This is a genomic window from Bradyrhizobium sp. USDA 4506, from assembly GCF_054058795.1.
Window position 1 is genome coordinate 8,131,679 of the sequence record NZ_JBSSBM010000002.1, and the last position, 13,327, is coordinate 8,145,005.

Annotated in this window: 10 protein-coding genes; 2 read left to right on the forward strand and 8 right to left on the reverse strand. The window is 64.4% G+C overall.

Annotation, left to right across the window (positions count from 1 at the left end; translation table 11 throughout):
- Window positions 1–3,543 carry an urea carboxylase gene (uca, locus tag ACVIHF_RS40445; RefSeq protein ID WP_456793695.1) on the forward strand — a complete coding sequence of 1,181 codons (3,543 nt, stop codon included), beginning with the start codon at window positions 1–3 and terminating at the stop codon, window positions 3,541–3,543.
- Here uca and ACVIHF_RS40450 read toward each other — a convergent pair.
- Window positions 3,540–4,505 carry an IS481 family transposase gene (locus ACVIHF_RS40450; RefSeq protein ID WP_456792940.1) on the reverse strand — a complete coding sequence of 322 codons (966 nt, stop codon included), beginning with the start codon at window positions 4,503–4,505 and terminating at the stop codon, window positions 3,540–3,542. The genes uca and ACVIHF_RS40450 overlap by 4 nt on opposite strands.
- A gap of 80 nt (window positions 4,506–4,585) precedes the next feature.
- Window positions 4,586–4,876 (reverse strand): hypothetical protein, encoded by a 291-nt coding sequence (locus ACVIHF_RS40455; RefSeq protein ID WP_310881464.1) that lies wholly within the window; start codon window positions 4,874–4,876, stop codon window positions 4,586–4,588.
- 316 nt (window positions 4,877–5,192) lie between these two features.
- Between ACVIHF_RS40455 and ACVIHF_RS40460 the strand changes: the two genes are divergently transcribed.
- Entirely contained in the window at window positions 5,193–6,239 is a 1,047-nt protein-coding gene (locus ACVIHF_RS40460) for an AraC family transcriptional regulator (protein ID WP_229159805.1), read from the forward strand.
- A gap of 290 nt (window positions 6,240–6,529) precedes the next feature.
- On the opposite strand, the gene ACVIHF_RS40465 is transcribed toward ACVIHF_RS40460, so the two are convergent.
- The 6 genes from ACVIHF_RS40465 to ACVIHF_RS40490 all read right to left on the reverse strand — a co-directional run bounded on the left by ACVIHF_RS40465 (window position 6,530) and on the right by ACVIHF_RS40490 (window position 13,228).
- Window positions 6,530–7,225, reverse strand: a complete 696-nt coding sequence (locus ACVIHF_RS40465; protein WP_050385202.1) for an ABC transporter ATP-binding protein — start codon at window positions 7,223–7,225, stop codon at window positions 6,530–6,532.
- On the reverse strand, window positions 7,225–7,974 hold the full coding sequence (locus ACVIHF_RS40470; RefSeq protein WP_028332917.1) for an ABC transporter ATP-binding protein: 750 nt from the start codon (window positions 7,972–7,974) through the stop codon (window positions 7,225–7,227). Before ACVIHF_RS40470 ends, ACVIHF_RS40465 begins: the two co-directional genes overlap by 1 nt.
- Window positions 7,971–9,263, reverse strand: coding sequence for a branched-chain amino acid ABC transporter permease (locus ACVIHF_RS40475; protein ID WP_456793696.1), 1,293 nt, complete (start codon window positions 9,261–9,263; stop codon window positions 7,971–7,973). The genes ACVIHF_RS40470 and ACVIHF_RS40475 overlap by 4 nt, the downstream gene beginning before the upstream one ends.
- Window positions 9,260–10,207 (reverse strand): branched-chain amino acid ABC transporter permease, encoded by a 948-nt coding sequence (locus tag ACVIHF_RS40480; RefSeq protein ID WP_016847025.1) that lies wholly within the window; start codon window positions 10,205–10,207, stop codon window positions 9,260–9,262. Before ACVIHF_RS40480 ends, ACVIHF_RS40475 begins: the two co-directional genes overlap by 4 nt.
- Window positions 10,208–10,372: 165 nt before the next feature.
- Window positions 10,373–11,611 carry a branched-chain amino acid ABC transporter substrate-binding protein gene (locus tag ACVIHF_RS40485; protein ID WP_057017914.1) on the reverse strand — a complete coding sequence of 413 codons (1,239 nt, stop codon included), beginning with the start codon at window positions 11,609–11,611 and terminating at the stop codon, window positions 10,373–10,375.
- Between the two features lie 390 nt (window positions 11,612–12,001).
- Window positions 12,002–13,228: a TetR/AcrR family transcriptional regulator gene (locus tag ACVIHF_RS40490; protein ID WP_082653828.1), complete on the reverse strand. Its 1,227-nt coding sequence runs from the start codon at window positions 13,226–13,228 to the stop codon at window positions 12,002–12,004.
- Between the last annotated feature and the right edge of the window lie 99 nt (window positions 13,229–13,327).

The window sequence follows — 13,327 nt, forward strand, 5'->3', positions numbered from 1 at the left end:
ATGTTCAGCAAGGTCCTGATTGCCAACCGCGGCGAGATCGCCGGGCGGATCGGCAGAACATTGCGCCGCATGGGCATCGGCTCGGTCGCGGTCTATTCCGACGCCGACCGTTTCACCCGGCCGGCGCTCGACGCCGACGAGGCGGTGCGGATCGGTCCTGCGCCCGCCGCGGAGAGCTACCTCAATGTCGATGCGATCATGGCGGCGTGCCTTGCCACCGGTGCGCAGGCGGTGCATCCCGGCTACGGCTTCCTGTCGGAGAACCGCCGCTTTGCCGAACGGCTCGCCGAGCACGGCATCAAGTTCATCGGGCCGCGGCCTGAGCATCTCGACGCCTTCGGCCTCAAGCACAAGGCACGCGAGATCGCCGAGCGCAGCGGCGTGCCGCTGCTGCCGGGCTCCGGCCTGCTGGAGACAATCGACGAGGCGGTGCAACAGGCTGAAGCAATCGGCTTCCCGGTGATGCTGAAGAGCACGGCGGGCGGCGGCGGCATCGGCATGCAGCTGTGCCACGACATGGCGACGCTGCGCGAGCGCTTCGAATCGGTGCAACGCACGGCGCGGGCCAGCTTTGGCGACGCCCGGGTCTATCTCGAGCGGTTCGTTGCGCGAGCGCGGCATATCGAGGTGCAGATCTTCGGCAATGGCAAGGGCGGCGTGGTCGCGCTCGGCGAACGCGATTGCTCGCTGCAGCGGCGCAACCAGAAGGTCTTTGAGGAGACGCCCGCGCCGGGGCTGTCCGCCGACATCCGCCGGCGGCTGCACGCGGCCGCGGTGTCGCTCGGCAAGGCCGTGGCTTATGAATCTGCCGGCACCGTGGAGTTCATCTACGACGTCGAGCGCGACGATTTCTATTTCCTCGAGGTGAACACCCGCCTGCAGGTCGAGCATCCCGTCACCGAGCAGGTCACCGGCGTCGACCTCGTCGAATGGATGATCCGGCAGGCGGCCGGCGAGGATGTGCTCGGCCAGGCGGGCGCGCTTGCACCAAAGGGCGCGGCGATCGAGGTGCGGCTCTATGCCGAGAACCCGGGCGCGGGCTTTCGCCCGAGCGCGGGCCGGCTGACGCAGGTCAGCTTTTCGCCGGAGGCGCGGATCGACGGCTGGATCGAGACCGGCACCGAGGTATCGCCGTTCTACGATCCGATGCTGGCCAAGATCATCGTTTCAGCCGATACGCGCGAGGCCGCGATCGCCCGGCTTTCGAAAGCGCTGGACGATACGGTCGTCGCCGGCATCGAGACCAATCTGGACTATCTGCGTGCGATCGCGGCGTCCGACGTGTTCCGCAGCGGGCAAGTGGCGACGAGTGTGCTTGGCGAATTCGGCTATCGCCCGCGCACCATCGACGTTGTCGCGCCGGGCGCGCAAAGCGGAGTGCAGGAATTGCCCGGCCGGCTGCATCTCTGGCATGTCGGCGTACCGCCGAGCGGCCCGATGGACGAACGCTCGTTTCGCCTCGCCAATCGCGTGGTCGGCAATCCGGAGACGACGACCGCACTGGAGCTGACGGTCAACGGGCCGACCTTGCGCTTCAACACCGATGCGATCGTCGCTCTGTCGGGCGCGCAGATGAAGGCATCGCTCGACGGCGCTGATGTCGCCTACGATGAGCCGCTCGCGATACGCGCCGGCCAGACGCTTGCCATCGGCAGCATCAAGGGCCCGGGCCAGCGCACATACCTCGCCGTGCGCGGCGGCATCGACGTGCCCGAAATTCTCGGGTCGCGTGCCGTGTTTGCGCTCGGCGCGTTCGGCGGCCATGCGACGGGATCGCTGAAGGCCGGCGACGTCTTGCATATCGGTGCCGGGCCATCGGGCCCTGCGGCGCCGCGGCGCGCCGCGGAGGACGAGCGGCCGCAGCTCACATCGGCCTGGCAGGTCGGCGTGGTCTATGGCCCGCACGGCGCGCCGGATTTCTTCCTCGACGAGGATATCGAGACGCTGTTCGCGGCGAGCTATGAGGTGCATTTCAACAGCGCCCGCACCGGCGTGCGGCTGATCGGGCCGAAGCCGCGCTGGGCCCGCGCCGACGGCGGCGAGGCCGGGCTGCATCCGTCGAACATCCATGACAACGCCTATGCGGTCGGCTCGATCGACTTCACCGGCGACATGCCGATCATTCTCGGGCCCGACGGACCGAGCCTCGGCGGCTTTGTCTGTCCGGCCGTTGTCGCCCGCGACGAACTCTGGAAGGTCGGCCAGCTCCGGCCCGGCGACACGGTCCGCTTCGTGCCGGTCAAACGCGACGATCCGGTTGCCGGCCCCACGGTGCTGCGCGCGCCCGCGCTCGGATCGGCTATCATCGGTCGGAATGACGACGGCCCGATTCCGGTGGTCTACCGCCGCGCCGGCGACGACAATCTGCTGGTCGAATATGGCCCGATGGAGCTCGACATCGCGCTGCGGCTGCGCGTGCATGTGCTGGCGCAGGCGTTGGAGGAAGCGAAGCTCCGCGGCCTTGTCGATCTGACGCCCGGCATCCGCTCGCTGCAGATCCATTATGACGGCACGGCGCTGTCGCGGCAAAAGCTGCTCGACGTGCTCAAGCGGATCGAGCGCGAATTGCCGCCGGTCGACGCGATGCGGGTGCCGAGCCGCACCGTGCATCTGCCGCTGTCGTGGCGCGATCCGGAGGCTGAGCTTGCGATGCGCAAATATCAGGAACTGGTCCGCGCGGATGCGCCATGGTGTCCGTCGAATGTCGAGTTCATCCGACGCATCAATGGGCTTGCGAGCGAGGACGATGTCCGCCGCATCGTGTTCGACGCGGATTATTTCGTGCTCGGCCTCGGCGACGTCTATCTCGGCGCGCCGGTGGCGACGCCGCTCGACCCGCGGCATCGGCTGGTGACCACGAAGTACAACCCGGCGCGGACCTGGACGCCGGAAAACGCGGTCGGCATCGGCGGCGCCTATATGTGCATCTACGGCATGGAAGGGCCGGGCGGCTACCAGCTGTTCGGCCGCACCATCCAGGTCTGGAACACCTGGCGCACCACGCGGGTGTTCGAGCCGGGCCATCCCTGGCTGCTGCGGTTCTTCGACAAGATCCGCTTCTTCCCGGTCGACGCCGATGAACTCCTCGACGCCCGCGCCGCGTTCCCGCACGGGCAGTATGACATCAGGATCGAAGAGGGCGAGTTCTCCTACGCCGACTATGCCAGGACACTGGCCGACGCGAAGCCGTCAATCGCCACGTTCAAGGCAACGCAGCAGGCCGCGTTCGACGCCGAGCGCCAGCGCTGGCGCGAGATGAAGCTCGACGAGGCGCCGGCTGAAACGATCGATGCGGCAGCCGCCGCGACGGGGATTCCCGACGGTCAGATTGGCGCGTTCTCCGAAGTGCCCGGCAACATCTGGAAGGTGCTGGTCGAGGAAGGCGCCAAGGTCGCGGCCGGCGACGTGCTGGCCATCATCGAGTCGATGAAGATGGAGATCTCCGTGCACGCACCCGCGGCGGGCCGCATCGCCTCGGTGCCGGTGAAGCCCGGCCAGACGCTGCGCGCGGGCGACGTGGTGGCGTTGCTCCGGCCGGGCTAGGTGTTCAGTCCCGAGGTCAAGTGGATGGGATCGATCCTGAAGCGGTTTGGTTCGTCGGCCCATGCTTTGCAGATAGCTTCATAGGGCGTGAGACCACGCAGGGTCTTAAGGCGTCTGGCGAAGTTGTAAGCATCAAGGAAGGCAGCGAGGTGATCTTCCAATTGCTCGTGGGTCTCGTAGTGGTATCGCCGGACGGTTGCCTCCTTGAGCGTGCGGTTCATTCTCTCGACCTGACCGTTAGTCCAAGGATGATTGGGCTTGGTCAGGCGATGCTCGATGCTGTGTCCCAGGCAGGCCCGGTCGAAGGGATGGCCGCGCCAGCTTGCAGTGGCGCCATCACGATTCTTAGGCAGGTCGGCGAACTGGATACCGTTGTCGGTCAGTACAGTGTGGATCCGGAAAGGGACGGCCGCCACCAGTTCTTCGAGGAAGGCCCTGGCTGCTGCACCCGTGGCCTTCTTCACCAGCCGGGCGAAGGCGTATTTGGCGGTCCGGTCCACCGCCACGAAGAGATAGAGTTTGCCTTCCTCGGTGCGGACCTCAGCGATATCGATGTGGAAGTAGCCAATGGCGTAGCGCTTGAAGGGTTGCCTGGCGGGCTTGTCGCCGGCGATCTCGGGTAAGCGGCTGATCCCGTGACGTTGCAGGCAGCGGTGCAAGGACGAGCGCGTGAGATGCGGGATCGTCGCCTGCAGCGCATAGAGACAGTCATCCAAAGGCAGGAGCGTGTGCTTGCGGAAGGCGACGACCATCGCCTCTTCCTCGGCAGAAAGCACGGTCGAGCGCACGGTCTTTGGCCCCATCGGCGCATCGTGGACAAAGGTGCGCTTACGCCACTTGGCGACCGTCTTTTGGTTGAGCCCGTGCTGGGCGGCTAGCTCTTTGAGCGGAGCCTTCGATCGCTGTATTGCCGCTCGGATCGCGTGCGTGGTCGTGGCGCTGCCATGGAGTATCTGGCCCATAGGTCCTCCCGGAATGAAGGACCAGTTTGGCTGATTCCCCCACACTCCGGGACCAGACACCTAGCGCGGCTACAGCCGCGCTAGTCCTTGGGATCGGCTGGTGGGACGAGCGGAGCGGGCGTCTCGACCTCTTTCTCCACCCGCTGCCGGCCTTGATGATCAATTGACGCGTTTTGCCTTAACACCCGATCGATCTTCATCCTTACGCGGCGTGCCGCCAGCAATCCCAGGACCGCCTGAACCGTTCCCGAATAGTTGCGATCGCCGATGGAGAACGAGTAACGCCAGGTGCCGGCGGTCTCGCCTTCAATGATCGTGTAATGAATTGAACGATGAATGCCGCTATGCTGGGCAGGTGTTTGTCCAACCACGACCTAGCTCATATGGCTGTTCGCTTCGGCGCCAATCGCCTGTCCCAGCGAATTTGCATGCTTGACCAAGCCCATGACGAGTTCGCCCCTGCGCAGGCCCATTGGAAGCCGACTGCCGTCGTTTCAAGGCAGAAATGGATTGGCCGCGGAGCAATCGGCTAGACGATTTGCGTCCGTTGCGTCTTGTGATCCTGGGTCGTTAAATTGCGAGATGGTGTCAGACCGGATGCCTCGAACCCATGAGCTCGTTTGACATAGGTCAAAATACGATCCCGGAAGCTCCCGACGTTGAGCCACGAACACAGTTCGGTGCCGAATGAAAGCCGCCACACGCGTTGCTAGCGCCTTGCCGTCGATACCGAGCTCTGCCGGGGGGATCGCGCGTCTCGCATGTGCCCGGCTGCGCGATGCGCAGGTTGATCCGGTCCCGATCGTGTCAGCTGCAGGCCTGGCAATCGACGACGTCGAGGACCGCAAGCGCCGCATCGATGCACGAGCGCAGGTCAGGCTGCTCGAACTCGCCGCAAGGGAATTGCAGGACGACTGCTTCGGACTCCATCTGGCTCAAGGCTTCGAGCTGGGCGAGATCGGGCTTCTGTACTACGTCATGGCTTCATCGGAGCATCTCGTTGACGCCTTGCAAATCGGCGGACGCTACTGCGCGATCAACAACGAGGGTGTGCGGTTGCGAAGCTCTCTGGATCGCGGCTTCGCCATCGGGTTCGAATATGTCAACATCGATCGGTCGTCGGATCGTCACCATGCGGAATTCTGGCTGGTTGCGCTGATCCGTATTTGCCGCGCACTGACTGACGGCAGGCTGGTCCCAAAGCAAATCAAGTTGAAGCACTCCAGACGAGAAACGCCGTCGGATGTGCGATCTCTTCTTGGATGCGAGATCGAATTTGCAGCGGACAGCGACGAGCTTTTGTTTCCGTCCCGGATCGGCGCATTGCCTGTCGTGGGGGCCGATTTGCATCTCAACAGGATGTTGCTTCAATATGCCGACGAAGCGCTTCGTAACCGGGCACCGAGACGAAGCAGCGTGCAGTCACGCGTCGAAGGACACATCGCCCAGTTGCTGCCGCACGGCAAAGCCAATGCCGAGGCGGTCGCGCGTCGTCTTGGCATGAGCCGGAGAACTCTCGCTCGCGCATTGTCGTCGGAGGGGGTGGACTTCTCAGACGTTCTCAAGGCGTTTCGAATTGCCCTTGCCCGCCATTACCTCGAAGATGAGGAGCTGCCGATTTCCAAGATCGCATGGCTATTGGGCTACAGCGAGGTCTCTTCCTTCACACATGCGTTCGTCCGCTGGACCGGCCTCACGCCGAGGGCCTATCGCAGCTCGAATGGCGATCGGTGATGGGCTGACACCAGCTCTCAACTAGCTGGCACAGACTAGCAAGACCTGGCGGAGTGTACTCCGCTAGGGCAGTCCGATGCAGTCGAACCTCTTGTCCCAGCTCGCGTGTCGCTGTCGCCGCGCTTTGGCCGTGGTTTTCGGCCCCATGACCGGGGACGACTGGCTATTCCTGGCTTCGATAATTTGTTTCCACAGTCTCTTGGTCGCGCTGGTCTGGGTCGTGTTCGCGAACTGACTGATGGCGCTACTACGTCGACGTTCGATTGCTTCGTCGATCGCCGTCACCCGCCTCACACCTCGAGCCATTCCTCGCGAACGGCGGCATTGCTCTTGAGCTGGTCGGGGGTGCCTTCGAACACCACGCGGCCGTGGCCCATGATGTAGACCCGGTTGGAGATCTTCATCGCGATCGACAGCTTCTGCTCGACGAGGAGAATCGCGACGCCGGCTTTCGCGATCCGCGCGATCAGCTCGCCGACCTGCTGCACGATCAGCGGCGCCAGGCCTTCGGTCGGCTCGTCGATCATCATCAATTCGGGGTCGCCGAGCAGCGTGCGGCAGGTGGTCAGCATCTGCTTCTCGCCGCCTGACAGCACGCCCGCCGGCGTGTCGGCGCGCGCGGCGAGGTTCGGGAACATGTCGAGCATCTCCTGCAGCCGCCACTTGCCGGGGCGGCGCGGGTCCTTGATGCCGAGGATCAGGTTCTGGCGAACCGTCAGGCTCGGGAAGATGTCGCGATGCTCCGGCACATAGCCGAGCCCGAGGCGTGCGATCTTGTGGCTCGGCAGGCCCGCGATATCCTGGCCCTTGAAGCGGATGGTGCCCTGCGGCGGCACCTCGCCCATGATCGCCTTGACGGTGGTGGAGCGGCCGACGCCGTTGCGCCCCAATAGGCTCACCACCTCGCCGGCCGCGATGTCGAGATCGACGCCCTGCAGGATGTGGCTCTTGCCGTAATAGGCGTGAAGATTCCTGACCTCGAGCATCAGTCGACCTCCTCGCCGAGATAGGCTTCCTTGACCTTCGGGTTGCCGCGGATCTCCTCCGGTGTGCCGGAGGCGATGATGTGGCCGTAGACCAAGACCGAGATGCGGTCGGCGAGGCCGAACACCACGCTCATGTCGTGCTCGACGATGACGAGCGTGCGTCCCTCGGTGAGGCGGCGGATCAGCGCGACGGCGCGCTCGGTCTCGGCGTGGCTCATGCCCGCGGTCGGTTCGTCCAGCATGATGACGCTGGCGCCGCCCGCGATCGTGATGCCGATCTCGAGCTCGCGCTGCTCGGCATAGGTCAAGAGGCCCGCCGGCACGTCGCGGCGGTGGCTGAGATGGATGTCGTCGAGGATCTGCGCGGTGCGCTGCTTCACCTCGGGCAGATTGTCGACGTTCTTCCAGAACGCGTAGCGGTGGCCGGTCGCCCACAGCACGGCGCAGCGGACGTTCTCCCACACCGTCATGCGGGCGAACACGTTGGTGACCTGGAACGAGCGCGACAGCCCGCGCCGGTTGATCTCGAAGGGCCGCAAGCCCGAGGTCACCTCGCCGTTGAGGCGGATCTCGCCGGAGGTCGGCTTGATGTGGCCGCTGATCAGGTTGAACGTCGTCGACTTGCCGGCGCCGTTCGGGCCGATGATGGCGTGACGCTCGCCCTTGGCGACGCTCAGGTTGAGATCGCGGATGATGGCGACATTGCCGAAGCTCTTCTCGACGGCGTTGACTTGGATGGCAGCGGTCATGCGAGATACCCCCGGTCACGGGCCACCGTCGCGGCGCGGTCCCAGGCTTCCGCAACGCGCCGCCAGGTGATGCGCGCGACCAGGAAGCCGCCGACGAGCAGGACCGCCGCGGCCGCCCAGGTCGTCGGCGCCGTGGCGACGAAGGGAACGCCGAGCAGGTTGATCACATCGCCGCCCGAGAAGCGCGCAACGGTTTCGATGGTCAGGATGATGCCGAGCGCCAGCGCCAGCGTCGGGATCGTCGCGACCAGATAGGACGGGATCACGGTGCCGAGGGTCCCGGCGCGGATCAGCGGGCGGTGCTTCATCAGGATGCCGGCGATGCCGCCGGGTGCGAACATCACGATGCCGATGAAGATGATGCCGAAATAGAGCTGCCAGACCGAGGTGACGCTGGTCAGCCCGAGCTGCAGATAGGTCACCAGGATGGCGCCGAGGATCGGACCGAAGAAATAGGCGGTGCCGCCGATGAACGCGGAGAACAGCACGAGGCCCGACTGCGTCGCGCCGAGATAGGCCGAGTTGGCGATCTCGAAATTGATCGCCGCCAGCCCGCCGGCAATGCCGGCGAAGAAGCCGGCGAACATGTAGGCGAGATAGCGCACCACATGCGGATCGTAGCCGATGAACTCGACGCGCTCCGGATTGTCGCGCACCGCGTTGCAGATCCGCCCGAGCGGCGTGCGGGTCAGCGCATACATCGCGATCGCCGACACCATCACCCAGAACGCGATCAGGTAATAGACCTGGATCTGCGGCCCGAAGGTCCAGCCGAACATCGGCATCAGCGAGGTGCGGTCGGTGGTGATGCCGGATTCGCCGCCGAACACGCTGCGCAGGATCAGCGACGACGAAGCGACCAGTTCGCCGATACCGAGCGAGATCATCGCGAACACGGTGCCGGCGCGCTTGGTCATCACCCAGCCGACGAGGAGGGCGAACGCCATGCCGCCGATGCCGCCGACCAGCGGGATCACCGGCAGCGGGATCGGCCAGTTGTGGCTCGCGACCGCGTTCATGACATGCACGGCGAGGAAACCGCCGAGGCCGTACTGCACGGCGTGTCCGAACGACAGCAGCCCGGTCTGGCCGAGCAGGATGTTGTAGGACAGCGCGAAGATGATCGCGATGCCGATCAGGCTGAAGGAGGTCATCGAGCCGCCGGTGCCGAACACCAGCGGCAGCACGACCAGCGCGACCGCGGCGAGCAGCCAGACGCCATAGAAGCTCAAGGCGCTGCCGGGCTCCTGCTTGGCCGCAGCGATGGAGGGCGTGGAAGCGTTGCTCATGACTCGCGCGTCCCCAATAGGCCCATGGGGCGGAAGATCAGGACCAGTACCAGCAGCACATAAGGCAGGATCGGTGCGATCTGCGCGATCGTGACGTTCCAGATGTCGGTGAGTGGCGAGGGGCCGAGGCTCGGATCGAGCGGGCCGAACACGCTGGCGAGCGAGCCGTTCAAAGCAACTGCAAAGGTCTGGATCAAGCCGATCAGGAGCGAAGCGATGAAGGCGCCGGGCAGCGAGCCGAGGCCGCCGAACACGATGACGACGAACAGGATCGGGCCGAGCAGCGCGGCCATGTCGGACTGCGTCACCAGCGAGGGACCGGCGATGACGCCGGCAAGGCCCGCGAGCGCGCTGCCGACGCCGAACACCAGCATGAACACGCGGCCGACATTGTGGCCGAGATGGCCGACCATGCTCGGATGGGTCAGCGCGGCCTGCACGATCAGGCCGACGCGCGTCTTCTTCAAGGTGACCAGCAGCGCGATGAAGATCACGACCGAGATCACCAGCATGAAGATCTTGTAGGCGGGGTAATTGGTGGAGAACACGGTGAAGGCGGGGAAGTCGAGCGCCGCCGGGACGCGGTAGTCCACCGGGCTCTTGCCCCAGATCATCGAGACGATCTCTTCGATCGCGAACGCAAGTCCGAAGGTCAGCAGCAGTTCGGCGACATGGCCGTGCTTGTGGGTGTTGCGCAGACCGTAGCGCTCGACCGCCATGCCGACCGCGCCGACCAGCAGCGGCGCCAGCACCAGGGCCGGCCAGAATCCGATCCAGCGCGTGAGCTGAAAGCCGAAGAACGCGCCGAGCATGTAGAAGCTGGCATGCGCGAAGTTCAGCACGCCCATCATGCTGAAGATGACGGTGAGCCCGCTGGACAACAGGAACAGCAGCATGCCGAACAGGACGCCGTTGAGCGTCGAGATGACGATCAGCTCAGCCACGGCGCACTCGCTTGAGACTGGAACGGTTCACGTGATCAGACCTGTCGAAGGAAAGGAGCTTGCCTGTCATTCCGGGGCGCGCGCGTCAGCGGGCGAACCCGGAATCTCGAGATTCCGGGTTCGGTCCTGCGGACCGCCCCGGAATGACGGGAGAGAGGCGGCCGATCAGGGCCGCTTCATGTTGCAGGTGGTCGGAAGCATCGTCTGCGCGGTGTCGATCTTGGACACGATGCGCCAGCCCCAGCCGGTGTTTTCCTCGTCGAACGGCTCCTTGGTCTTGTCGGCCAGCGCGCCGAACGAGGAGATGTAGATCGGCTGGAAGAACTGGTGGTCGTCCTTGCGGATGAAGCCCTCGCCGCCGTCGAACACTTCGAACTTCATGCCTTCGAGCGCGGCCGCGACCTTCACCGGATCGATCGAATTGGCCTTCTCGGCGGCCGCCTTGAACATCCGCATCTCGTTGACCGCGCGCGGATACCAGACGGAAATGCCGGTCTTGGCGCGGAAGTCCTTCTCGAAATCCATCGCCGCCTTGTTGCCGGAGTTCGGGACGCCTTCGCTGATCTGGAACACCTGGCCCTCGAGGCCGGCCTGCTTGACCGCGGTCGGTCCGCCGGCGCCGCCGGCATAATAGGTGTACCAGTTGACCTTGAGGCCGGCGTCAGCCGCCGCCTTCAGCAGCAGCGCGAAGTCCTGGCCCCAGTTGCCGGTCACGACGGTGTCGGCGCCGGACGCCTTGATCTTGGCGATGTAGGGCGAGAAGTCGGTGACTTTGAGCATCGGGTGCAGTTCGTCGCCGACGACCTGGATATCCGGCCGCTTTTCGCCCAGCATCTTGCGCGCCGTGGTGCGCACCGACTGGCCGAACGAATAGTCCATGTTGATCAGGTAGACCTTCTTGATGGACGGCTGGCCCTTCATGTAGTTGGTCAGCGCTTCCATCTTGATGTCCGAGTTCGCATCCCAGCGGAAGTGCCAGTAGCTGCACTTCTCGTTGGTCATCGCCGGATCGACCGCGGCGTAGTTGAAGTAGAGCACTTCCTTGCCGGGGTTGCGCGAATTGTGCTTGGTGACGAAGTCTTCCAGCGCCGCGCCGACCGACGAGCCGTTGCCCTGGGTGATGTAGTGGACGCCGGCGTCGACCGCCTTCTGCGCCTGCACCAGGCTTTCCTGCGGATTGGTCTTGTTGTCGAGCGGGACGATCTCGACCTTGTGGCCGAGGATGCCGCCCTTGGCGTTCAACTCGTCGGCGAGATACTGAAACGTCTTCAGGCCGCCTTCGCCAACGCTGGCGCCGCCGCCGGAGAGCGGATCGATATAGCCGATCTTGATGGATTCCTGCGCGGACGCCGCGCCTCCCAACACCGTCAGCGCTGCCGCGGCGGCAACGATCAGCCTATGCATCCTGCGTTCTCCCTTGCTCGTGTTTCTTGATCTTTAGCGATCGAGGCCGTCTCATAACCCCAATCGCCGAGCCTTCGCAACTTTCGCTTTGAATACTGCGTCAAGTTTTAGCAGAAGGTATTATGATGTTATAGGCCATATGCCGCCGGAATCGGGCGCAGTTTTGAATTACAGGTAAACTTTTGGATGGGGCTCACGCTTATTCTCGGTTCCGAACCGGCGTTGTCCGTCTCCAAACCTCCCCTTGAAGAGGGGAGGTCGCTTCGCTCGTTAGAGCGAAGCGGGTGGGGATCGGCTGTCTCCACTTGAAGCGTCGCCTGCGGCTGACCCCCATCCCGACCTTCCCCCTTTCAGGGGGAAGGGGAAACCGGGATCGCTACCGTGGCGGATCTAGCCCGGATGTCGGCGCGGCTTGAGGCCCGCGAGGAATAGCCGCGCGAAATGATCGGCGATCTCGGCTGGAGACCAGTCACGCCTGGTCTTGAACCAGATCGGATACCAGTGGCCCATTCCGGTGAGAATGCGCTCCGCGAAATAGGTATCGATGCGGCGGAAACGGCCCTCGTCGACCCAGCGCTGATAGCTGTTCTGGTCTTGCCGGATCGTCGCCAGCACGTCTCCGACATAGGCTTTTCGGTCTGCGTCGTTGAGATAGTTGATGTTGTGGTAGGTCGTCTTTGGGCCGCAGGGCGTGTCGTGCAGCATCAGCAGCAGGCGAATTCGCTGCACGATGTGATCGAATGCTCCAAGGCTGTGCTCTTGCAGATGCTCGCGAATGCTGACCTCGCCGGCGAGCCCGCGTCGCAGGCAGGCCAGCAACAGGCTCTCCTTTTCACTGAAATGATAGTAGATGCCGGCGCGGGTCATGCCCGCATCGGCTGCGATGCTCTCGAGCGACGTGCCCGAGGCGCCCCTTCGGTTGAAGCTGTCGGAGGCGATCGACAGCATCCTGTCGAACTTGGCGGCCCGCTTGTTCAACGCTGCGCGAGCCTCGAGAAAAGGGGCGAGGCTGAGCGGCTCGGGCATTTTGGGGAGCGCGATCTCGCGCCGGTAGACGCCATGCGTGATGATGTCGTCGATGGCATCGATCGCCTGTTGCCGCGTGTAGTAGTCGCGTTCGGACAGCCAGAACGGAACCCAGTCCAGGATGGAGATCAGCGCCACCGCCGTGAGCAGCGGCTCGTCGCAGGCGATCGAGCCGTCCGCCACGCCCCGATCGAGGATGTCCGCCAGCAGCGCGGCGTTCTGCCAGCGCTTGGCATGGACCTCGCTGCTGTAGGGCGCGGCCAGCGCATCGATATCGCTGAACAGGATCATGCGCTGGCCTTCGGGCCTCAGCCTGCCGCGCACGAAGCGCCTGATGATCTCGAGCCCGTCGATGCCGGGCTCGGCGGCCGCCTCGATCTCGTGGCGATAGATCGCAAGGCCGCGCAGATAGCAGTGGAAGATCAGATCTTCCTTGTCGCGGAAATAGTGATACAGCGCGCCCGGCACGGCCTGCACCGATGCTGCGACCTGCTCCATCGTCACGTTGGCATAGGAGTGGCGGGCAAACAGCCGGGAAGCTGAGACGAGGATTTCTTCAGCCCGATCCGTCGGGTCGGCGGCGACTTGCAAGCTCGAATGCCCTTCTTGACCGCGGAACGAAAGTCCGCACGCGAGATAATCCCCTTGGCAGCCGCTTGTCGATCTGCGATAGACGGTGGCATACCATAC